Raw genomic sequence first — 22,331 nt, 5'->3', positions numbered from 1 at the left:
CCATGCGCTTCCGGCACCCGGACGGCTCCACCGTCCACCTCGCCTACTGCACGAACGTCCACCCCGCCGAGACCCTCGAAGGCGTGCTCGCCCAACTGCGGGACCACTGCGAACCCGTCCGCAAGCGGCTCGGCCGCGACCGCATCGGCATCGGCCTGTGGCTCGCCAAGGACGCCGCCCACGCCCTGGTCACCGATCTGGCCGCACTGCGCGGACTGCGCACCGAACTCGACCGGCGCGGCCTGGAGGTCGTCACGCTCAACGGCTTCCCCTATGAGGGCTTCGGTGCCGAAGAGGTCAAGTACCGCGTGTACACACCGGACTGGGCCGATCCCGAACGCCTCGCCCACACCTCCGCCCTGGCCCGTGTCCTCGTCCAGCTGCTGCCGGACGATGTCACCGAAGGCACCATCTCCACCCTGCCGCTGGCCTGGCGCACCACCTTCGACGATGCCCGTGCCGAGAAGGCCCACTCCGCCCTCCGCGCACTGGGGCACCGCTTGGACGCCCTCACCGAACTCACCGGCAAGTCCATCCGTGTGGGTCTCGAACCCGAACCCGGCTGCACCGTCGAGACCACCGGCGACGCCATCGCCCCCCTCACCGCGATCGGCCACGACCGCATCGGCGTCTGCGTCGACACCTGCCACCTCGCCACCTCCTTCGAGGACCCCGCGACCGCTCTCCACGCACTCGAGACCGCGGGCATCCCCATCGTCAAGACCCAGCTCTCCGCCGCCCTGCACGCCGAACACCCCCATCTGCCGGAGGTACGCGCGGCCCTCGCCGCCTTCGACGAACCCCGCTTCCTGCACCAGACCCGCACCCTGCCCAGGGAACCCGGCGGCCCCGGGGCCGCCGGAACCCTCGTCGCCACCGCCCTGCGCGGCACCGACGACCTGGGTGAAGCCCTGACCCACCGGACCCTGCCCGACTCGGCACCCTGGCGGTCCCACTTCCACGTCCCGCTGCACGCACCCCTTACCGCGCCGCTCACCTCCACCCTCCCGGTCCTCAAGGACGCCCTCACCCGGCTCGTCGGCGGCCCGCACCCGCGCACCCACCACCTCGAAGTCGAGACCTACACCTGGCAGGCCCTCCCGCCCGAGCTGCGCCCGCGCGCCCGCCACCAGCTCGCCGACGGCATCGCCGCCGAACTCACCCTCGCCCGTGACCTCCTGACGGAACTCGGCCTGAAGGAACTGCCATGACACCTCCCGCCCCGGGCCGCCCGACCCCCCTGCTCGTTCTCGACGTCGTCGGTCTCACGCCCCGGCTGCTCGACCACATGCCCCACCTCACCGCCCTCGCCAGGTCCGGCTCCCGCGCCCCCCTCGGCACCGTCCTGCCGGCCGTCACCTGCGCCGCCCAGTCCACCTTCCTCACCGGCACCACCCCCGCCGAACACGGCATCGTCGGCAACGGCTGGTACTTCCGTGAGCTCGGTGACGTACTGCTGTGGCGGCAGCACAACGGCCTCGTCGCCGGTGACAAACTGTGGGACGCCGCCCGCCGCGCACATCCTGGCTACACCGTCGCCAACATCTGCTGGTGGTACGCGATGGGCGCCGACACCGACATCACCGTGACGCCCAGGCCCGTCTACTACGCCGACGGCCGCAAGGAACCCGACTGCTACACCCGCCCCCCGGTCCTGCACGACGAACTCACCGCCAAGTTCGGCACGTTCCCCCTCTTCCACTTCTGGGGGCCCGGCGCGGACATCGTCTCCAGCCGCTGGATCGTGGACGCCACGCGCCACATCATCGGCACCCGCAGGCCCGACCTGGCCCTGTGCTACCTCCCTCATCTCGACTACGACCTGCAACGCTTCGGCCCCGACGACCCCCGCTCGCACCAGGCGGCCGCCGACCTGGACGCGACGCTCACCCCCCTCCTGGACCAGGCGAGGACGGAGGGACGTGTCGTCGTCGCCCTGTCCGAATACGGCATCACCCGAGTCAGCAGGCCCGTGGACATCAACCGGTCCCTGCGCCGCGCCGGTCTCCTCGAGGTGCACACCCAGGACGGCATGGAGTACCTCGACCCGATGGCGTCCCGCGCCTTCGCCGTCGCCGACCACCAGATCGCCCACGTCTACGTCCGGAGACCGGAGGACCTGGCGGCCGCCCGCGAGGCCCTCACCGACCTGCCCGGCATCGAACAGCTCCTCGACGACGAGGGAAAGAAGGCCCACCACCTGGACCACCCCCGTGCCGGGGAACTCGTCGCGGTCGCGGAACCCGACGCCTGGTTCACGTACTACTACTGGCTCGACGACGCCCGCGCGCCCGACTTCGCGCAGCTCGTCGAGATCCACCGCAAACCCGGCTACGACCCGGTCGAGCTCTTCATGGACCCCGAGGACCCCTACGTCCGCGTCAAGGCCGCGCGCGCCCTGGCCCGCAAGAAGCTCGGCATGCGCTACCGCATGGCGGTCGTGCCCCTGGACCCGTCACCTATTCGTGGCAGCCACGGCCGCCTCCCCGCCGCCGACGACCCCGACTCCGGACCGCTCATCCTGTGCTCCACCCCTCAAGCCCTCTCCGGCCGCGTCGCGGCCACGGATGTGAAATCGCTCCTGCTCCGGCTCGCCGGGCTGCACTGAGCCCCGTCGAACCCGCGGCACGCACGCACCGGCCCCGCACGGGTCATGTGCTGCCCCCGCCGCGCCCGGACCCGGCATCCGCCGAACTCCGGTCGATCTCCACTGAACCAGACCGGACACACCCCGCCATCAGGGTCCGCCCCTGGCTCCACCCCGATCCGCTCCTCGAACCGATCCCTGACCCACCCCTGACCCGTCCCCGACCCCGTCCCGCGCCGACCCGTGCCGACCTGTTTCCGAACCCGTTTCCCCATCCCGATCCCAGGGAGAACCCATGAGCCGCAAGCACACACCGGACGACCCCGAACTCGCCCGCAGACTCAGCCGACGCGGCATGCTCGGCGTCGCCGCGGGCGCCACCGCGGCGGCGCTCGTGGGTACCGCGGCCGCCGCGGGTCCCGCGTCCGCGACGGCCGACTCCGCCGCGCGGGCGAAGGGCAAGGGACGCGGCCGTCCCGTTCTGCCGCCGGGCCGGCTCGGCGTCCAGCTGTACAGCCTTCGTGACAAGGTCTCCACCGCCGGATTCGCGGCCGTCTTCGCCGAGCTGGAGCGCTACGGATACAACGAGATCGAGTTCGCCGGGTACACCCAGGGCTCCGCGGGGCCCATCACGCTCGCCCAGCTGAAGAGGCTCGCGCACCACCACGGCCTGCACCCGATCGGCAGTCACGTCGGCTACTACGACAACGGCAACCCGAACGCCTACACCTTCGCGCAGAACCTCACCAAGGTCCTGGACGACGCGGAGGCCCTGGGTCTGAAGCACATCGGCACCGCGGCCGGGCCCTTCCGCTACGGCACGACCGTCGACGCCTGGAAGCGCGCCGCGGAGGACTTCAACACCTACGGCGAAGCGGCCCGCGCGCGGGGCATGAAGTTCTACCAGCACAACCACGCCGAGGAGTTCTCCTTCGCCACGGACAAGCCCGGCGTGCGCCTCTACGACGTACTGCTCGCGGAGACCGATCCGGACCATGTGTTCCTGGAGATGGACATCTACTGGGCGTACTCGGCGCAGTTCCGCTTCGGTAAGCAGGTGGACGGCACACCGCGGCCCTTCGACCCGCTGGACTACGTACTGAAGCGGCCGCACCGCTATCCGCTGTTCCACGTCAAGGACGGCATCCGTGACGACTCCGCCCGCGACGGCTACCGCATGGTGGACGTGGGGGACGGCGACATCGACTACAAGAGGTTCCTGTCGAAGGTGACCGCCCGCACGCACGGCGGCCGCCGCTACCACCACTGGCAGACCGAACACGACAACCCGGCCGAGTCGTACGCCTTCGCCCGCAAGTCCAGCGCGCATCTGCACTCCCTCAGGGAACGCTGCGGCGACTGACCGCCCGTCCGGCCGGGAACGGTACGGACGCACAGGGGGAGTACCTGGTCCGCGTACAGGAAGGGTGCTGCCCACCGGCCGGCGGGCAGCACCCTCGGGTGGCGCAGGACTCAGCCGTCCCGTCAGGGAAGCCGTCAGGACAGCCCCGTCAGGACGGCCCCGTCAGGACAGCCCCGTCAGGACATCTCCTCACCGAGGGGCTGCGGGTTGGGAGTGATGCTCTTCGATCTCGGCCTCCCCGGCTGGGAGAGGAACAGCGCGAGGAATCCGGCGAACAGGGATATGGACCCGGCGAGCGTGAATGCGCCGGTGTGGCCCCAGTGGTTCACCACCACGGAACCCATTCCGGAGCCGAGCAGACCGGAGACCAGCTTGGAGCTGTAGACCAAACCGTAGTTGGAGGCGTTGTTGTTCTCTCCGAAGTAGTCCGCGGTCATGGCCGCGAACATCGGGAAGATGGCGCCGCCACCGAATCCGGAGATGCTGGAGAACACCAGGAACATCGGGAGGTTCTTGAGGTCGGCGGCCCACAGGATTCCGTACTGGGCGAGGCCGAGAACGATGCAGACGAAGATCAGGCAGCGTTTGCGTCCGTAGCGGTCCGAGAGCCAGCCGATGACGCCGCGGCCGGTGCCGTTCACGACGGCTTTGAGTGACATCGCCGTGGCGACGATGCCACCGGTGAAACCGGCTTCCTCACCGATGTCCACCTGGAACGCGATGCCGAATATGTTCACACCCGAGGTGCAGAGCAGACAGAACCACATCAGCCCGACGCGGCCGGTCCGCCATGCCTCCTTGGGGGTGTACTGCCGCACCGCGGGGGGATTCATCCGCAGCGCGCGCCGGGCCCGTGGATCGCTCGGCGGCCGCAGCGGGTCCACCGACGCGGGCCACCAGTTCTTCGGCGGATCCTGGAAGAAGTGTCCGGCGGCGGCGACCGTCGCGGCAAGGAGAACGCCGGCGCCGACCAGCACCCAGCGGTAATTCGTGAGGTCCATGTAGCCGGTGAAGAGGAAGACGAACGGCACCGAACCGTAGGCGAAACCCCCGTTCACGAAACCGGTCTTTCCGCCCTTGCGTTCCGGATACCACTTGCCCACCATGTTCACGCACGTCGCGTACACCATTCCGGCACCCATGCCGCTGAACATTCCGAAGCCGATGTAGGCGACCACCACATGGGGCGCGAACGCCAGTGACACATAGCCCAGGAGTGTGCCGAGCGCGCCGAACATCATGGCCCAGCGCGCGGGAAGTCTGCCGCTCTCCCGCAGTTTGCCCGCCGGGAAGGCCACCGCGGCCTGGAAGAACACCCAGACCCCCAGCATCCAGAAGATGTGCAGACTGCTCCAGGAATGCGCGGTGTGCAGGGTGTCCTCGGCGGACGCGAAAGCGTACTCGGCCGAACTGATGCCCATCATGCCGACCCACGGCAGGATGACCATCCAGGTGCGCTTGCGTCCCATGATGTCGATGTCGGTCTCGCCGACCCGGTACACCCGGCCGCCCGCGCCCGTCACCTCCCGATAAGGGACGGCAGTGCGTAAGTCTGTTGTCGTCATGTCGCTTGAGCACCCCTTGCGTCGAAAGATCCTGGCCGGCGCCCCCGTCCCCTTCCTTTCGCGTTCCTTTCGCGCGCACGGGTTCCGCGGCCGGCCGGCGCGCACTGCCGACCGGCGCGCACCGCCGGCCAGCGCGCATCGTCGGCCGGTGCGCACCGCCAGCCAGCGCGCACCGCTGGCCGCCCCGTACCGGCTCACCTCATGGATGGCCTCCGAGAAGTCCCGCGGCACGCGCCCACCGGTACTTCGCCCCGAGTACCGCCACGGGCCGTTCCGTCGTGTACGGATAAGCCACGACCCCCCGTTCGAAGAGGTACCGGCAGGCCTCCTCCACCTCCACGTCGCCCGCGAGCGACGCGACGACGGGCTTGTCGATGCCGCGGGCGCGGAACTCCCCGACCACGCGGGCCGTTGACTCGGCGAAGACCATGGGAGGGGTGACGACGGTGTGCCAGTAACCGAGCACGAGCGCATGGACGCGCGGATCCTCCAGGCCGAGCCGGATCGTCGCCTCGTACGTCGAGCAGGGCTCGCCGCCGGTGATGTCGACGGGGTTGCCCGCGGCGCCGAACGGCGGGATGAACGCCCGGAAGGCCGCGTCCAGGTCGGCCGGGATCTCCATGAGCTTCAGGCCGTTGTCGGTCACCGCGTCGCAGAGCAGCACGCCCGAGCCGCCCGCCCCGGTGATGATGACGACGTTGTCGCCCTTCGGCGTCGCAAGGACGGGCAGCGCACGCGCGTACTCCAGCATCTCGTGCAGCCCCGGGGCCCGGACGACACCGGCCTGCCGCAGGATGTCGTCGTAGACGGCGTCGTCCCCCGCGAGGGCGCCCGTGTGGGAGCCCGCGGCCCTGGCGCCCGCGGCGGTGCGGCCCGCCTTGAGGACCACGACGGGCTTCTTCGGCACGGTGGCGCGCGCGGCCGCCACGAAGGCCCGGCCGTCCTTGAGGTCCTCCAAGTGCATGGCGACGCACCGGGTGTTGGTGTCCTCGCCGAACCAGGTGAGGAAGTCGTCCTCGTCGAGGTCCGACTTGTTGCCGAGGCCGACGATCGCCGAGACCCCCGTGTTCGTGGCGCGTGCGAAGCCGAGGATCGCCATGCCGATGCCACCGGACTGCGAGGTGAGCGCCACGTGGCCCTTGACGTCGTAGGGCGTGCAGAACGTGGCGCACAGGTCCTGCCACGTCGAGTAGTAGCCGTAGATGTTCGGTCCGAGCAGCCGCACGCCGTGGCGTTCCCCGATGGCCGCGATCTCGTCCTGGAGTGCCTGTTCACCGGTCTCGGCGAAACCGGAGGGGATGAGGACCGCGTTCGGGACGCCCTTGCGCCCGACCTCCTCGAGCGCGGCGGCGACCGACGCGGCGGGGATGGCGAAGACCGCCACGTCCACCTCACCGGGGATGTCCGTGACGCTCTTGTACGTCTTGCGGCCCACGATGTCATCGGCCCTGGGGTTCACCGGATGGATGTCTCCGGAGAAGCCGCCGTCGATGAGGTTGCGCATCACCGCATTGCCGATCTTGCCCGGCTCGTTGGAGGCACCGATCACGGCGACGGAGCGCGGTTGCATCAGGCGCCGCATCGAAGCGAGTATCTCCGCGCGCGTGTGGGTGCGCCGTGGTGCCGGAGCCCGGTCGGCGAGGATGACGCGGACGTCCGCGGCGAGCGCCCCCTGTGGCGTCGCCACGACCGGGTTGAGGTCGACCTCCGCGATCTCCGGGAAATCGGTGACGAGCTCGGACACCCGGCGTATCTGCTCGGCGAGGGCACACCGGTCGACACCGGGGGTGCCCCGGACGCCCCGCAGCACCTCAGCCGCCCGGATCGAGTCGAGCATGGACTCCGCCTCGTCCGCGTCGACGGGCGCCAGCCGGAACGTGACGTCCTTCAGGACCTCGACGAGCACCCCGCCGAGTCCGAGGGCGACGACCTTGCCGAACGTCGGATCGGTGACCGCGCCCACGATCACCTCCCGCGCGGCGGGCCCCGAAGGCAGCAGTTCCTGCACCTGCACACCCTCGATGTGCGCTGCGGGCGCGTACGCGCGTGCGGCGGCGACGATCCGGTGGAACACCGCCCGTACGTCCGCGGCGCCCTCCACGCCCACGACCACGCCGCCCGCCTCGGTCTTGTGCAGGATGTCCGGCGAGACGATCTTCATGACCACGGGCCCGTCGAAGCGTGCCGCGCAGGCCACCGCCTCCTCGACGTCCCGCGCGAGTTCCTCCGCGGGCACGGCGATGCCGTAGGCGTCCGCGAGGACCTTCGCCTCCGGCGCCGTCAGCGCGGCCCGCCCGTCGGCGCGCACGGCGTCCAGCAGCGCGCGCACCCGCTCCCCGCGGTCCCCGGCCGGCACTCAGACCACTCCGTTCGACTTCAGCAGGCGCAGCTCCCCGTCACCGAGGCCGAGCTCGCCGATGAACACCTCTTCGTTGTGCTCGCCGAGCAGCGGCGAGCCGGTCACGTCGACGGGGGAGTCGGAGAGCTTGAGCGGCGAGCCCACGGTCGTGAAGGAGCCGCGCTCGGGGTGCGCCACCTCGACGACCATCCCGTTGGCCGCCAGCGAGGCGTCCTCGATGATCTCCTTGGTGGACAGGATCGGCCCGCACGGAACGTTGTGGGAGTTGAGCCGCTCAAGGACCTCCCACTTGTGCAGGGTCGAGGACCACTCCTCGATCAGCTGGAACATCTTGCCGAGCTGGAGGAGCCGCGCCTCGGGGGTCGCCCACTCGGGATCCTCGGCCAGCTCGGGGCGGCCGATCAGCTCGGTGAGGGGCCTCCAGCCGACGGGCTGCACGATGACGTACACGTAGTCGTCGGGCCCGCCGGGGGCGCACTTGACGGCCCACCCGGGCTGCCCGCCACCGGAGGCGTTGCCGGAGCGCGGCACGGCGTCCCCGAAGTCCTCGTTCGGGTACTCGGCGAGCGGCCCGCGGGCGAGCCGCTGCTGGTCGCGCAGCTTGACGCGGCACAGGTTGAGCACGGCGTGCTGCATGGCGACGTCGACGCGCTGACCGCGTCCCGTGGTCTCCCTCTGGAAGAGGGCGGCCAGGATGCCCGCGACGGCGTGGACGCCCGTCCCGGAGTCACCGATCTGCGCACCGGTGGCGAGCGGCGGACCGTCCGCGAACCCGGTGGTCGACATGGAGCCGCCCATGGCCTGGGCCACGACTTCGTAGGCCTTGAAGTCGGTGTACGGCCCCTCTCCGAAGCCCTTGATCGAGGCGTAGACGATACGCGGGTTGATCTCCTGGACGCGTTCCCAGGTGAAGCCCATGCGGTCCACGGCGCCCGGCGCGAAGTTCTCGACCAGCACGTCGGAGCGGCGGATCAGCTCCGTGAGGAGCTCCTTGCCGCGTTCGGTCTTGGTGTTGAGAGTGATGCTCCGCTTGTTGCAGTTGAGCATCGTGAAGTAGAGCGAGTCCACGCCCGGCAGGTCGCGCAGCTGCTTGCGTGTGATGTCTCCGCAGGGCGCCTCCAGCTTCACCACGTCCGCGCCCAGCCAGGCGAGGAGCTGGGTCGCGGAGGGCCCCGACTGGACGTGGGTCATGTCCAGGACGCGGATTCCTTCGAGAGCCTTGGTCACGGCCGTGTCACCTCACTTGTACATCGTCTGGTTCATGGTTCCGGGTGCGTACGCGTCCGGGTCGACCCACACGTTGACGAGCGAGGGCCTGCCGGACTCGTGGGCGCGGCGCAGGGCGGGGCCGATGTCGGCGGGGTCCCGGACCTCCTCGCCGTAACCGCCGAGCATCCGGGCGAACTTGTCGTAGTGGACGTCACCGAGGGTGTTGCCGACTCGCTGGCGCTCCTCGCCGTACTTGGCCCGCTGGCCGTAGCGGATCTGATTCATGGAGGAGTTGTTGCCGACGATGCCGACGAAGGGCAGGTCGTAGCGCACGAGCGTCTCGAAGTCCCAGCCCGTGAGGCTGAAGGCGCCGTCTCCGAAGAGGGCCACCACCTCCTTGTCGGGCCGGGCCTGCTTGGCGGCAAGCACGAAGGGGATGCCGACGCCGAGCGTGCCGAGCGGTCCCGGGTCCATCCAGTGGCCGGGCGTCTTCGGCTGCACGACCTGTCCGGAGAAGGTGACGATGTCGCCGCCGTCGCCGATGAAGACCGAGTCCTCGGTGAGGAAGTCGTTGATCTCGCTCACCAGGCGGTAGGGATGGATGGGGGAGGCGTCGGAGCGCAGGCTCGGCAGCCGCTTCGCCAGCGCCGCCCGCTCGGCGGCCCGCAGTTCGTCCAGCCACTCCTTGCGCGGCGCCGCGCCCCCGTCGATGCGTCCGGACGCGGCCTCGGCCACCGACTTCAGGACGAGGCCCGCGTCGCCGACGATGCCGAGGTCGATGTCACGGTTCTTGCCGACGGTGCGGTAGTCGAGGTCGATCTGGACGACCGTCGCCTCCGGAGAGAGCCGTTTGCCGTATCCCATGCGGAAGTCGAAGGGCGTGCCGACGACGACGATCACATCGGCGTGGGAGAAGGCGTACCGCCGCGACAGCTGGAAGTGGTGGGGGTCACCGGGCGGCAGCGTGCCGCGCCCCGCGCCGTTCATGTACGCGGGCACATCGAGGGCGCGGACGAGTTCGATCGCCGCTGCCGTGCCCCGGGTCGTCCACACCTGGCCGCCGAGGAGGATGGCCGGTTTCTCCGCGTGCACGAGCAGGTCGGCGAGCTTCTCGACGGCCTCGGGGTCGCCGGCCGAGCGCGTCGAGGCCCGGTAGTGCCCCGCGCGCGGTACCCGGGCCTGGGCGGCGGGGACCTTGGCGTCGAGGACGTCACGGGGGATCTCCAGGAAGGAGGGCCCGGGAGCGCCGTGATAGCACTCGCGGAACGCCATCGACACCATGTCCGCCACGCGCGCCGTGTCCGGGACGGTCGCCGCGAACTTGGTGACGGGCGTCATCATGTCGACGTGCGGCAGGTCCTGGAGCGACCCCATCTTGTGCTGTGCGTGGGCTCCTTGGCCGCCGATGAGGAGCATCGGGGACTCCGCGCGGAAGGCGTTCGCCACGCCCGTGACGGCGTCGGTGGTGCCGGGCCCGGCCGTCACCACGGCGCACCCGGGCTTGCCGGTGATCCGCGCGTACCCGTCGGCGGCGTGGGCGGCGACCTGCTCATGACGTACGTCGACGACGTCGATGCCCTCGTCCACGCAACCGTCGTAGATGTCGATGATGTGGCCACCGCAGAGGGTGTAGATGACGTCCACCCCCTCGGCCTTGAGGGCCTTGGCGACCAGATGTCCACCGGATATGAGGGTGTCGTTGTCGCTGCTGTCGTCGGGCATGGCGAAGTCCTGTCCCTTCGTGGGGAATGCGCGTAGGCGGTTCGTACGGAGTCGGGTGCGCGCTCGGTAGGTGCGCGGTGCGCCGAGCAGGCGTCGGAGCAGCCGTGCTGAGGGGCTTACGCGGAACATTGCATACAGTCGACGAATACTGTATGGAGCCTGTTATCCCGCATCCAGTGGGTGGTGTCCAGGGGGCGTACGCGCTTTCCGGACAACAGCCGGAGCCCCGCGGTCGTGACGGCCACCGCGGCCGCGGGGCGGACGGTGAGCCGGTGTCCGCTACCCGGGCCTGGCGGCGTCAGCCGATGCCCTGCCGGTCCGGGAGCAGGGCGAAGGCGCGGTCGGCGGGTTCCGGTACGAGGCGTTCCACGGCCTGCTCCAGGAGCGCCCGGTGCCGGACGAGCGGAGCCCGGCGGGCCTCGGGCGCGAGCAGGAGCAGGTCGTCGAGCCCGGCCAGCATGCGCCGGGTGACCTGGGGGTGGTCCGCGGCGCAGCAGCGGATCTCGGCGAGGCCGAGGTCCACCAGGTCCTCCCAGTCGGGCACCGGCTGGACCAGGCGCACGTCCCCGCGCCGGTCGCGATGGCGCAGCGCCCCCAGGGGATGTCCGGCGACCGACGCCAGGAACTGCACGATGCGGTCCAGTGCCTGCACGGCGGTCGTCGGGTCGTTGACCGACGTGGACAGTGCCCGCAGCGCGATGTCGGACAGCTGCCGGAGGCCGAACCCGAGGTCCTGGTGGAACGTCCGTTCCACCCCGACGTGCACGGTGTACCGCAGGGCGTGGCGGCCGGGCGGAGGCCCTCCGTGCACCGCGAACAGCGGCATGCCCGGCACCACGAAGTCCCCGATGCGGGGGAGCAGCCGCAGCACGACACCCTGGCGCCGCGCCGCGCGCACCGCCCGCGCGATGTTGACGTCCCGCAGCACGCCGGCCCGCCCCTCGTGGGTGATCCGTGCGGTTTCGGGTCCGAGCCGGCCGTGGTCGGGTTCCTGCTCCGCCGGGTGCCGCACGGCCACCCGGAACGAGTCGCGGGCGATGCGGTCGATGACGAAGCCGACGCGCATCATCCGCAGGGTGCCGTTCACGTACGCGATGAAGAGGAGCAGGCTCAGGAGCACCATCAGGAAGGCGAGCACGGCCTCGGCCAACGGCACGTTCGAGACCAGGCGGGGGTCCTGCTCGCTCTCGAACGACGTCAGCGTCATCAGCGAGAACAGGAACGTCGCGAGGAAGACCGTCAGGGTGAGCTTCGTGATCCGGGAGCGGACGTAGAGCCGCACCACCCGCGGGCTGAACTGACCGCTCGCCATCTGCACGGCCACCAGCGAGATGCTGAAGACGACACCGATGAAGGTCATCATCGCCGAGCCGATGGTGCTGATGACCACCTTCACGTCCTCGGCGAGCCGGTTCAGGTCCCCGAGGGTGTCGTACTCCTCCTCGTCCTGGAGCAGCCGCACCAGCTCCGTGTCCAGCTCCGCGGCGCCCCACCACAGCAGGAGCGCGCCGACGAGGCCCGCCGTCGGGGCGAACCACATCGTGTCCCGCAGGTGCTCGCGCAGCGGGGACAGCATCCGGGGCCGACGGGCCCGCCCGTCACCCGGCATCACCGTAAGCAGACCGTCACTCATGGTGAGACTCTAGGTGCGCCCGCGCGGGAACCGGGGCGGCGCGCGGCTGCTCGCTCCGATGCACGGATACGCAGGTGAAACGCACTCCGAAACCTTGGTATTGTTGTCTTCGTCGCCACGGGGAACACCCCGCGGAGCGGCAGACACCTAGTCCGGGTGGCGGAATGGCAGACGCGCTAGCTTGAGGTGCTAGTGCCCTTTATCGGGCGTGGGGGTTCAAGTCCCCCCTCGGACACCAGCAAGAACAGCCCCTGATCAGGGGCTTTCTTCATTTCCGGGCAGTGGCGTGACCAACCACGTGACCAACGGCCCAGAGAGTTTCCTGGTCAGACCAGGGATGACAGGCAGATCCGGGCCGCACTGGACGCGGCCAGCTTCTTGGCTCCCTCGGCGCGGCGCCTGCCGTACCGGGTCATGGTGTAGCCCGGCGAGTGATGCCGGGCGTTGGCGGAGACCTCCACCGGGTTCTCGTGGTTGTCGAGATCGTTTGTGATCTTCGAGGCCCGCCAGTCATGCAGCCGGAAGCCGTCCGGCAGCTTCATCCGCGCACGGGCAGTGCGCCAGCGGGCAGAGACCTTCTCCGGATCCTGCGGCCCTCCCGCCGTGCGCCCCTTCTGGAGCTTGAAGCCGTCGCGGGCCAACACCAGGCCGTGCTCCACCCACAATCTCCCCAGTCGCTCCCTCTCGGCCTGCTGGCGCTCCCGCTGCCATTTGAGGACGTTCATCAGGGCTTGGTCTACGTAGATGATCGCGTTGTCGTCTCCGTCCTTCGTGAGCTTGCGCAGCCGGTAGCTGTTGCCTTCTTCGACCACGACCCAGGCCGGTTCGATGGCGCAGTCGTCCCAGTGGATGAGGTCCCACATCCAACCCAGGGTTTCGCTGCGGCGGCAGGAAGTGGCCGCGTAAGACGTCCACAGCGGAGCGTCCCGCAGGCAGTGATGGGACAGCCCGTCATATGCCCGGTTGCCACATGGCTCCCAGATCTGACCCAGGAAATGCGCCGTCTCCTGATCATTGAGCCTCGGGAAGTCGGGCTGAGCCGCCTTGATCTGCCGCTCCGTGGGCGGGGTGGCGGTGTGGGCCGGGTCGACTGTCAGGAGCTTCCTGGGGCCGGGGACGGAGTCGAGCGCGGCCGAGATGATGTTGTGGACGTGACGGACACTCTTGGGCCCCAGAGGCTTGTCCCCATTGGTTTCGATCGGCTTGGCCTCCAGGAGGCGGTACAGGTCGTCCAGGCGCTCGTCTGTCACCTCCACCACCTTCACTGTTCCTATGTGGGGCTTGATGTGCAGCCGGATCTTGGGCTCGTAGCCTTCTCGGGTGGTGTCCTCGCCCCGGTGCTTGGCAAGCCAGGAGTCCATGAGCTGGCTCATGGACATGTCGGAGCGAGGGTTAAGTGTTCCCGCTTCGTAATCACTCAGCCAGTGGCGCAGCGCCCGCTCCGCTTCCGTCTTGGTCTTGTAGTCGCGGCCTATCCAGTAGCGCTCCTTCTTACCTGTCGCCGGATTGAAGTGGAGCGGGGTACGCACACCCCAGGTGTTGGGTCTGCCCTTGCGCGGGATCTCCACCGGAGCCCCCCCGAGCCTGTTTCCGCGCTTCGTCACGTGGGTTGGTTGCCTTCCCTCTAGCCGAATGGACCTGCCTTGCGGGCGTTCGAAATACCGTAACGGGAATGGGGGCGCCGTTGTTTCGATGGACGCGTACCGCCCGGCCCCGCTTGCCGCCCAGCAGCAGCCACCGACGATGCGGCGGGAACCACTTGCGGCCAACCCCTTCCAAGCACTTCTCTAACCAACCAATGAAACCGCCCCGGCCAGAAATGGCCGGGGCGTTCTTGTCTTGCTCTGGATCAGCTCACCACAGCACGAGCGATCAGGGTCCCGATGTGGTCAGGCTCGGGGGCGTCGAGAACCCGCACTTCCGCCTGCTCGAATCCCGCTCGCAAAAGCATGCCTTCCCACTTCCTTGGGGTGTAGCTGTAGCGGTAGGTGAACAGGGCCTTCCCCGCGAACCCGCCCTTGTACATGCCTTGGGGTCCGTAGGCGCCAGGGATGGCAGGGGGATGCGAGAACGCGAAAACCCCGCCAGGGGTGAGCCGCTGCGCCACCAAGGGGAAGAGCCGCGCAGGATCGGCGAACCAGGCCGCCCCAAAGATCGAATAGATCGCCTCGTACAACTCCGGGTTCTCGCGCAGATGCTCCAGCACCTCGGCGCAGACGAAGCGCGCCCCGAGCGAGCCCCACCGTTGGGCGATGTTGTCCACCATGGCGGGTGAGAGATCTACACCCGTGACCTTGACACCTTGCTCCGCGAGGTACGCGGCGGCCCGTCCGGTGCCGCATCCGATCTCAAGAGCGGTCGTTGGCTGCCCCAGCACTTCCGGCCCCGGCCCGTGTCCCTGGTACTGCGTCCAGCAAAAGACCGTAGGCGAGTCGTTGACGGAGCCTTGCACGCTCTTGCTGTTGGCGTACTGGTCCCAGAGTTCGCGTTCGCTGTCGATGTTGTGCTGAGCAGCCAACGGAGCTTCCTTTGCGCCTAGTTGAGGTTGGGCCCCTGCCCCATTGTGCGGGGCAGGGACTCTATCGGGGTTCAGTGACTGTCGGGCACCTTGTCGTCGCACGGCGAGCAGTCCGGGTCATCCATGGCCCATAGTTCGTCATCAACGGCGAACCCGTTCGCTCGGATGACTTCGGCGGTGCGGCCCACGAGCCCGTCCCTGCGGCGTTCGATCAGCGGCGCGTGGTGCTTGTACTTGCCGCCGTTGTAGACCTCGCAGAGTGCGAAGTACACGGGCGTGTCGAGTAGGAGCTGATGGACGCCGATGTCCACCGTCTTGCCCACGCCGATGTGCACGTCCCGGCGCTCCATGGCCGTGAGGGTGTGGGCGATCGCTTGCCCGAGGATGCGTTCCGCCATGTCACGCACCATGACGTTGTCCCGCATCAGTAGCTTGATTTCGCGCTCCCAGATGGTGGCGCCTACCGAGCCGGGGCTCTCCAGCACGTTGTACGTGTACTCCCTGATGTGCGGGCGTACCGCGTTGAGGAGTGTCACCGGGTCACGGAGCTGTGTCCGCGTGGGCCTGTCCAGTACGACAGTCATCGCGCTTCCCTTCCTTTGGTGGTGGAGGCAGCTAGGCCGAATGGCCGGGCCGCACCGCACTTGCTGACCCGGTCGGCCGACTCCGCCTTCCGACAGCCGCCATGACCAGGAGAGCGACGCACGTCCCCCAGGTCAGCAGGACCAGGACCCCGCCCCAGAACAGCCCGTCGCGAGTGACCTTCCAGCTCCGTAACCGGCTCATCTCCTGCCCCCGATGGCGGCGAGGGCGCGCACGTTACGGTTGTGCCGGGCCAGGGCTTTGAGCTGGATCTCTTCCCTGTGATTGGCTGCCCAGACAGCAACGGCCCGGGTGGCCCAGCGAAGCCCGGACGGTCGTTTCAGGGTCACCAAGGCCCCTCGCTGCTGATGGACCACGCCAACCAACTGGCTGGCCCTGTCGAACACTGGGGTACCGGACTTCCACTGCGTCGACCGACTCATCCTGTCCGCCTTCACTTCGTGGCTCTGGGGTTTGCGAGCCAGGAAGAGTTCGCAAAGGCCCTGCGTAGGGCGGGTGACGATCTGGGCGAGCCCAACGGCGCCGGCAAACGCCTGGTGCAGCGCTGGGAAGGGGGCCAAAGCAAATCACCCCGTGCGGCCTACATCCGAGCCCTGGAGCATGTCACGGGGCGTCGTATAGAAGACCTCGGGTTCACACTGTCTGTCATGGCACGAGTGCACAACGATGGAGCAGGGGGGGGCACGACATGGAGTCGGCATCCGAAGGTGTGGCTGACGCGTCGAGCGATGTGGGAACGGTCATGGAGTCCGCAGGTCAGTATGGCGGGGTGTGGCTCTCCCGGTACGAGTACTTCTCGTCGGGCCGCGACAGTGCCTACGACGGCAAGCACTACGTAGTGATCGTTCAGACGGGCAACCGTCTTACGGCCCGGAGCCTGCCCGGCGCGAGCGCCAATCCGGACAGCCCACTGTCATTGGACCTCACTCTTGATCGGGCGGTGGTGACGGGTACGTGGACGGAGCAGACCGCTTCTGACGGCTACTACCAAGGCGCTCGCTACCACGGGGCGATTCAGATGCTGGTGGAACCGACGGGCCGTCGCATGGCCGGGAAGTGGGTCGGGTTCGGGAAGGACTTCGACGTCAACACCGGTCCCTGGGAACTGCGGCTCATGGACCCGTCCACCAGCAAGGCCACTCTGGAGCGGTACAGCCGCCCTCCGGAGTAGACGTTAGCTACGTGACCAACGTATGACCAACCGCGGCCAGGAACAGGCAGAAATAGCAGGTGAGCAGGACCAACACCCGCAACTCTCAAGGGGGTTCAGTGGGTGTGTATCCGCAGGTCAGCTAACTAATGAGCTGGTGCCCGAGGCGAGGGTTCAAGTCCCCCCTCGGACACCAGCAAGAACAGCCCCTTGATCGGGGCTTTCTTCGTTTCCGGACATCGAGTGTGTCCGCCCCGTTCAAGACAGTTGACCTTCTGCGGCGCCTGACCCTGTATCCGTTCGCCCCCGGCCGGGCGTCAGACGCCGCCCACCAGCAGCTCCGCCACCGCGATGCCCGAGACGCGCGTCGCCCCGTGGGTGATCATGTGGACGGCGCCGAGGGTCGTGCCCGTGGGGACGCCCATCTCCACGACCAGGGCGTCGGGGCGGGTGCGCAGGAGGCGGGTCAGGGTGTCCGACATCCAGCGGTGGCGGGCCGCGTCGCGGACGACCAGGACCAGGGCCCTGCCGCTCGCCGGGCCGAGGACCACGCGGTCGAGGACCTCGTCCGTGCCGTCGTGGTCGGCGAGCTCGGGCTGGGTCAGGCGCGCGGACGTCGTGTCGGGGCGCAGGTCGCGCAGCGGGTCCGCGACGCCCCAGGGGGTGCCGCCGTCGACGGCGGGATTCATCACCGGCGACAGCTCCACCACGTGCGGCGCCGCCGTGAGCGGCAGCGGGGACCCCGACGCGTCCGGGCGGCGGCGCACCCGCACCGCGCGGCGCGCCGCGACCAGGCCGATGTCCGAGCGGTCGCCCGCCCTGGTCACCGCCCGCGCCCGCCCGCCGGACCAGGCGGCGAACTCCCGCACCCGCCGGCTCGCCTCCGTGAGCCGCCGCTCCGGCAGCCGCCCGTCGAGCACCGCCTTCACCAGCGCGCCGGCGAGCAGTTCCACGGTGGACTGCTCGGCGCTCTCGCCCCCCACGCACACCGCGTCCGCACCGCCCGCGACCGCAAGGACCGTCGCCCCGTCGATGCCGTACCGGTCGGTGACCGCGCCCATCTCGATGCCGTCCGTGACCACCATGCCGTCGAAGCCGAGCTCACCGCGCAGCAGGTCGTTCAGGACGCGCGGGCTGAGCGTCGCGGGCAGGGTCGGGTCGTAGGCGGGCACCAGGAGATGGGCCGTCATGATGGCGCGTACGCCCGCCTCCGTGGCGGCGATGAAGGGCGGCAGGGCGGTGCGCGCGATCTCCGCGGCGGTGCCCTTGACCTGCGGCAGCCCGAAGTGCGGGTCCACGGAGGTGTCGCCGTGGCCGGGGAAGTGCTTGGCGCAGGCGGCGACGCCGGACGCCTGGAGGCCGCGGATCCAGGCCGCCGTGTGCCGGGAGACGACGTCGGTGCGGGAGCCGAAGGACCGTACGCCGATGACGGGGTTCAGCGGGTTGGAGTTCACGTCGGCGCTCGGCGCGTAGTTCAGCGAGACGCCCGCCGCGTGCAGTTCACGCCCGATGTCGCGGGCGACGCTCTCGGTCAGGTCGACGTCGTCGACGGCGCCGAGCGCGAGGTTGCCGGGGCGGGAGGCGCCCGTCCAGGCCTCCATGCGGGTCACGTCACCGGCCTCTTCGTCGATGGCGACGATCAGGTCGGGGTTCTCCGTCCGCAACGACGCGGTGAGCGCCGCGACTTGCGCGGGATCGACGATGTTCCGGCCGAAGAGCACCACAGCGCCGAGCCCGTCGGCGATCCTGCGGCGCAGCCAGTCCGGTGCCTCCGTCGTGCCCACGAACCCCGGCTGGAGCACGGAGTTGGCGAGCTGCTCCAGCTGGGGGTGTCTGCTCGAGACCATGCCGGGACCTCCGGGGGCGGTGGTGGGAGACCGGACTGTGGGGCCGGTCGGTGGACTGGAGCCCGCCTTCGGCGGTGGTCGGGCCGCCGGGCGGCTTGGTACAGGCCAATCGGATGTTGGCTTAGACCAATTGGAGCTGTCAAGGAGTGCGAACCGGCAGGAAACGGAGGATGAAGCAGCAGTTGGAAGTGGGGTGTTGCAGCCGTCGCAACGTCGTGGGGCCCTTGGGGCGGGCGCGTCAGGTGCGGTCGGGCACCGGTCACGGACCAGGGGGGCACACGGCTGCGGGCAGGTCGGGCACCGGCCACGGGCCGGCCCGGGACGTCATTCCGGCCACCCCGGCCCCACCGGCCACCGAGGCCACCTTGTACGGCGCCCCGCCACACGATGGAATTCCGGGAACGCGAGGGAATTCCGGGAAGCGGGGCAGGCACGGCACGCACCGGGCGGCTCCGCCGGTGCCGGCGGCAGGGCCCGACCTGGGCCGGGCGAAGGAGGTACACCGTGCGGCGTTACGAACTCGTCGGCAGGCGTGACATCAGGCTGGTCGGCGATGCCCCGGTGCCCGAGCCGGGGCCGGGCCAGGTCCTCGTGCGGGTGCGCTCGTGCAGCGTCTGCAACCGCAGCGATCTCGCGTACTACCACTACCACGGCCTCAGGGAGCACTGCGCCACCGGCTGTTACGGCCATGAGGTGGCGGGTGTGGTCGAGGCGACCGGGCCCGGGGTGACCCGGGTCGCTGCCGGGCAGCGCGTCTTCGTGCGCACCCCGCTCACCACTGGGTACGCGGAGTACGCCCTGGCCAGGGAGATCTCCGTCGGTGCCCTTCCCGACGGGATCCCCTTCGAGCAGGGCTCCATCCTCCAACTGCTGCCGCTCGCGGTGCACGCCACGCGCGGCGTCGGCCTCGGTGACCGGGTCGTCGTCGTCGGTCAGGGGCCCGTCGGCCAGATGGCGCTGCGCATGGCACTGCGGCGGGGCGCGGCCCATGTCACCGTGGCCGACCTGGACGAGTGGCGCCTGGAGCGGTCGCGGCGCGCGGGCGCGCACGCCGTGCACCGAGTCGACGGCGGCGCGGACAGCCTCGCCGCCCTGGGGAGGCTCTTCGCCGAGCAGGGGGAGGAGTACGACGTCGCCATCGACGCCGTCGGCACGCCCACCACCCTCAACGCGTGCGTCGGTCTCGTACGCCAGAACGGCCTCGTCGTCATGCTCGGCACGCACCACGTCGACACGCACGTCACCGTCGACCTCGTGACCTGGGAACGCAAGGGCCTGCGCGTGCACAGCTCCGCCGAGCCCGTGGACACCGCGCGCGCCGAGGCCCTCGCGGTCGCCGAACGTCTCCTGCGCCACGGCGCGGAGACGTTGCGGCTGCCCGATCTGCACACCCATACGTACGCACTCGAGGAACTCCCCAAGGCCATGGAGCAGTTGTCGGCGAGCAGGTCCCTCTACCCGGACGCGGAACGCGCCCCCTACGACGGGCCGCCGCCCGAGACGCTGAAGGTGGCGATCGTGCCGTGAGGGACGTGAGGGACGTGAGTGCCGTGCGGGACGTGCCTGTCAGGTGCGGGCGTGCCGTGTGTGACCGGTGGCGGCCCGGCACCCACGCGTGGGGGCGGGGACGGTGAGATGGGCCGTCGCCGGGTACGGAGATGTCGTGGAGCGGCGGGTGCTGCCCGCGCTGTGGGCGCTCGGACAGGAACCCGTGCGCGTCTGGGGGCGCGACGGCCTCAGGGCCGCACATGTCGCCGCCCGCCACCGGGTGCCGTGCGGCACCGACGACGAGGACTCGCTGACCCGGGGCGTGGACGCGGTGTACGTGGCCACGCCCGTCGTGCGCCATGTCCCCCTGGTGCGGCGGGTGCTGGCCGCCGGACTTCCCGTACTCGTGGAGAAGCCGCTGGCAGGCGGGTTGGGGACGGGGGCGGTGCGTGAGGCCGATGGCGGGCCGTGTGCGGGTGTCGCGTACTACCGCAGGCTCGCGCCCGCCGTACGCCGCCTCCGCGAGGAGCTGCGGGGGAGCACGCCGGAACACGTCGAGGTGCGCTTCCGGTGCGCGTTCGACCCCGGACCCGGGCATCCGATGCGGTGGCGTACGGATCCCGCCCTGTCCGGGGGCGGGGTGCTCGCCGACGCCGCGAGTCACCGGATCGACCTGCTGCACCTGCTGTTCGGGCGGGCGCAGGAGGTGCGGGCCCGCCTGGACCGCCGCTTCCCCGAGGGCGCCGAACGGTCGGCCGACGTGGAGTTGCGGTGGGCGTCGGGCCTGCGGGCGCGGGTGCTCGCGGAGTGGAGCGACGGGCCGCCCGCGGACCGCTTCGAGGTGAGCGGCGACGGCTGGATCCATACGCTCGACCCTCTGGACTCGGGCCGTCTGCTCCGCCGCGCGGTGACGGAGGGCGGACTCCGGGCGGCGGATGGCGGACCGGGGTCGGCGGAAGGCGGACCGGAGACTGCGGAAGGCAGACCGGGGTCGGCGGGGGGCGGACCCCGGGCGGCGGATGGCGGGCCGGGGGCTGCGGAATGGCTGCTGCCGCCCGCCCCCAACCCTCACCAGCCGCTGGTCGCCGACTTCCTGGAAGCGGTCGCCGATGGCAGGCCGCCGGTGTGTCCCCTGTCGCAGGGGCACCTGGTGGACGAGGTGATCGTGGCCGCGGAGCGGTCCGCCGCCGACGGCGCCCCCGTCCGACTGCCACCGCCCGTCGGGGCGCAGGTCCAGTCGCCTGCCGGGGCGCAGGCCTAGGCGCCCCCAGCGGAGCAGGTCCAGCCACCCGAGCCGCCCTCCGAAGCGCGGGCCCGGCCGCCCGCCAAGGCACAGGCCAGCCGCCCGCCAAGGCACAGGCCAGCCGCCCGCCGAGGCGCAGGCCCAGCCACCCCCCCACAACACCCCCCACAACACCCCCCAACTCAGGCCCCATCGTCCGCCGACCACGCCCGCAGCCACCGTCGGTCCGGCGCGTCCGACCGGCGTATGAAGCGGGTGTCGATGGACAGCCGCATTGCCTCCGTCGTCGCGTCGAGGGAGGCGTGGATGATGCGGGGCAGGTGCACCATGAGGTCGCCCGCAGCGAAGTCCGTCCACAGCCAGCGGCGCTCCAGGCTGCGCGCGGTGAACTCCAGGTCGTGGCAGATCTGGCGGCGGTCGCCCGGCCGGTCCGTGGTGTCCCGCAGGGGCTCGTACGCCTCGGGCGGCAGCCGGTGCGAGCCCTCCAGATAGATGAGGGCGCCCGACTCCGGCGGGCAGTCGCCGACCGGGATCCAGGTCGTGACGACCCGGGGCGAGCCCTCGTTCATGTAGTCGAAGTCGACGTGGGCACGGGAGGCCCTGCGCACCCCGCGGTGGAAGTGGCGCAGGATGCGGCGCGGCAGCATCAGGGCGTCGCCGTCGAGCAGGTCGGCGGCCAGCTTGCGCAGGCGCGGCTCGTCGAGGAAGCGGTCGAACGTCTCGGAGCGGACGAAGGCGTGCGCGGGATGCCCGGCGACGCCGTGCTCGGGCATCCCCTCCGGCACCCGGCCGGAGAACACGCCCTCGCGCGCGCTCGTGCCCGGCGCGAGGAACCCGGCGGGCAGCCGCGAGAAGTACCTGGCCCGTAACCGCAGGACGGCCTCGCGGTCGAGGAAGCCCGGCAGATACAGATAGCCGTCCGCGTGCAGCCGCTCCCGCAGGGTCTCCGGATCCGGCAGGGGATCGGTACCGGTGGCGCGCAGCGGACCGAACAGCTCGGGGGAAAAGGGTATGGCTACGCCGTTCGACGACAGATTCACCAGG

General features: G+C 70.2%; 15 protein-coding genes, 1 tRNA gene and 1 pseudogene. 7 read left to right on the top strand and 10 right to left on the bottom strand.

Going from position 1 to position 22,331, the window contains the following annotated elements:
- Positions 1-2: 2 nt before the first annotated feature.
- The 3 genes from eboE (at position 3) to ACH4DX_RS09270 (ending at position 3,950) form a co-directional block, all read left to right on the top strand.
- Positions 3-1,211, top strand: coding sequence for a metabolite traffic protein EboE (gene eboE / locus ACH4DX_RS09280; RefSeq protein WP_398154627.1), 1,209 nt, complete (start codon positions 3-5; stop codon positions 1,209-1,211).
- On the top strand, positions 1,208-2,608 hold the full coding sequence (locus ACH4DX_RS09275; RefSeq protein ID WP_398154626.1) for a nucleotide pyrophosphatase/phosphodiesterase family protein: 1,401 nt from the start codon (positions 1,208-1,210) through the stop codon (positions 2,606-2,608). Before eboE ends, ACH4DX_RS09275 begins: the two co-directional genes overlap by 4 nt.
- Before the next feature lie 274 nt (positions 2,609-2,882).
- A complete protein-coding gene (locus ACH4DX_RS09270; RefSeq protein WP_398154625.1) occupies positions 2,883-3,950 on the top strand; it encodes a sugar phosphate isomerase/epimerase family protein in 1,068 nt (355 codons plus the stop codon).
- A gap of 176 nt (positions 3,951-4,126) precedes the next feature.
- Here ACH4DX_RS09270 and ACH4DX_RS09265 read toward each other — a convergent pair whose 3' ends face one another.
- The 5 genes from ACH4DX_RS09265 to ACH4DX_RS09245 all read right to left on the bottom strand — a co-directional run bounded on the left by ACH4DX_RS09265 (position 4,127) and on the right by ACH4DX_RS09245 (position 12,438).
- Positions 4,127-5,515 carry an OFA family MFS transporter gene (locus ACH4DX_RS09265; RefSeq protein ID WP_398154624.1) on the bottom strand — a complete coding sequence of 463 codons (1,389 nt, stop codon included), beginning with the start codon at positions 5,513-5,515 and terminating at the stop codon, positions 4,127-4,129.
- Between the two features lie 199 nt (positions 5,516-5,714).
- The gene (locus tag ACH4DX_RS09260) at positions 5,715-7,871 is read right to left on the bottom strand and encodes an acetate--CoA ligase family protein (RefSeq protein ID WP_398154623.1); all 2,157 of its coding nucleotides are present in this window, start codon (positions 7,869-7,871) and stop codon (positions 5,715-5,717) included.
- Positions 7,872-9,101, bottom strand: coding sequence for a formyl-CoA transferase (gene frc, locus ACH4DX_RS09255; RefSeq protein ID WP_398154622.1), 1,230 nt, complete (start codon positions 9,099-9,101; stop codon positions 7,872-7,874).
- Positions 9,102-9,113: 12 nt separating this feature from the next.
- Positions 9,114-10,805, bottom strand: coding sequence for a thiamine pyrophosphate-binding protein (locus tag ACH4DX_RS09250; RefSeq protein ID WP_398154621.1), 1,692 nt, complete (start codon positions 10,803-10,805; stop codon positions 9,114-9,116).
- A 298-nt stretch (positions 10,806-11,103) separates the two neighbouring features.
- On the bottom strand, positions 11,104-12,438 hold the full coding sequence (locus tag ACH4DX_RS09245; RefSeq protein WP_398154620.1) for a DUF2254 domain-containing protein: 1,335 nt from the start codon (positions 12,436-12,438) through the stop codon (positions 11,104-11,106).
- Positions 12,439-12,588: 150 nt separating this feature from the next.
- Between ACH4DX_RS09245 and ACH4DX_RS09240 the strand changes: the two genes are divergently transcribed.
- Positions 12,589-12,676: transfer RNA gene (locus tag ACH4DX_RS09240), tRNA-Leu, on the top strand.
- Between the two features lie 88 nt (positions 12,677-12,764).
- Here ACH4DX_RS09240 and ACH4DX_RS09235 read toward each other — a convergent pair.
- From ACH4DX_RS09235 to ACH4DX_RS09225, 3 genes are all read right to left on the bottom strand, one after another.
- Entirely contained in the window at positions 12,765-14,006 is a 1,242-nt protein-coding gene (locus tag ACH4DX_RS09235) for a hypothetical protein (RefSeq protein ID WP_398154619.1), read from the bottom strand.
- A gap of 281 nt (positions 14,007-14,287) precedes the next feature.
- The gene (locus tag ACH4DX_RS09230) at positions 14,288-14,956 is read right to left on the bottom strand and encodes a class I SAM-dependent DNA methyltransferase (protein WP_398154618.1); all 669 of its coding nucleotides are present in this window, start codon (positions 14,954-14,956) and stop codon (positions 14,288-14,290) included.
- 71 nt (positions 14,957-15,027) lie between these two features.
- The gene (locus tag ACH4DX_RS09225) at positions 15,028-15,540 is read right to left on the bottom strand and encodes a hypothetical protein (protein ID WP_398154617.1); all 513 of its coding nucleotides are present in this window, start codon (positions 15,538-15,540) and stop codon (positions 15,028-15,030) included.
- A 423-nt stretch (positions 15,541-15,963) separates the two neighbouring features.
- On the opposite strand from ACH4DX_RS09225, the pseudogene ACH4DX_RS09220 reads away from it, so the two are divergent.
- Positions 15,964-16,730, top strand: a pseudogene (locus ACH4DX_RS09220) (XRE family transcriptional regulator).
- 296 nt (positions 16,731-17,026) lie between these two features.
- Here the strand turns inward: ACH4DX_RS09220 and ACH4DX_RS09215 are convergent.
- The gene (locus ACH4DX_RS09215) at positions 17,027-18,556 is read right to left on the bottom strand and encodes a glycoside hydrolase family 3 protein (RefSeq protein WP_398154616.1); all 1,530 of its coding nucleotides are present in this window, start codon (positions 18,554-18,556) and stop codon (positions 17,027-17,029) included.
- 504 nt (positions 18,557-19,060) lie between these two features.
- On the opposite strand from ACH4DX_RS09215, the gene ACH4DX_RS09210 reads away from it, so the two are divergent.
- The gene (locus ACH4DX_RS09210; protein WP_398154615.1) at positions 19,061-20,083 is read left to right on the top strand and encodes a zinc-binding dehydrogenase; all 1,023 of its coding nucleotides are present in this window, start codon (positions 19,061-19,063) and stop codon (positions 20,081-20,083) included.
- Positions 20,084-20,186: 103 nt separating this feature from the next.
- On the top strand, positions 20,187-21,305 hold the full coding sequence (locus ACH4DX_RS09205; protein WP_398154614.1) for a Gfo/Idh/MocA family protein: 1,119 nt from the start codon (positions 20,187-20,189) through the stop codon (positions 21,303-21,305).
- A gap of 164 nt (positions 21,306-21,469) precedes the next feature.
- Here ACH4DX_RS09205 and ACH4DX_RS09200 read toward each other — a convergent pair whose 3' ends face one another.
- Positions 21,470-22,327 (bottom strand): phytanoyl-CoA dioxygenase family protein, encoded by an 858-nt coding sequence (locus tag ACH4DX_RS09200; RefSeq protein WP_398154613.1) that lies wholly within the window; start codon positions 22,325-22,327, stop codon positions 21,470-21,472.
- Between the last annotated feature and the right edge of the window lie 4 nt (positions 22,328-22,331).

The sequence above is a fragment of the Streptomyces sp. NPDC017940 genome, from assembly GCF_044328435.1.
Lineage (GTDB): Bacteria > Actinomycetota > Actinomycetes > Streptomycetales > Streptomycetaceae > Streptomyces.
The sequence above is the reverse complement of the archived record's forward strand: the minus strand, read 5'-3'. Positions and strand labels throughout refer to the sequence as shown.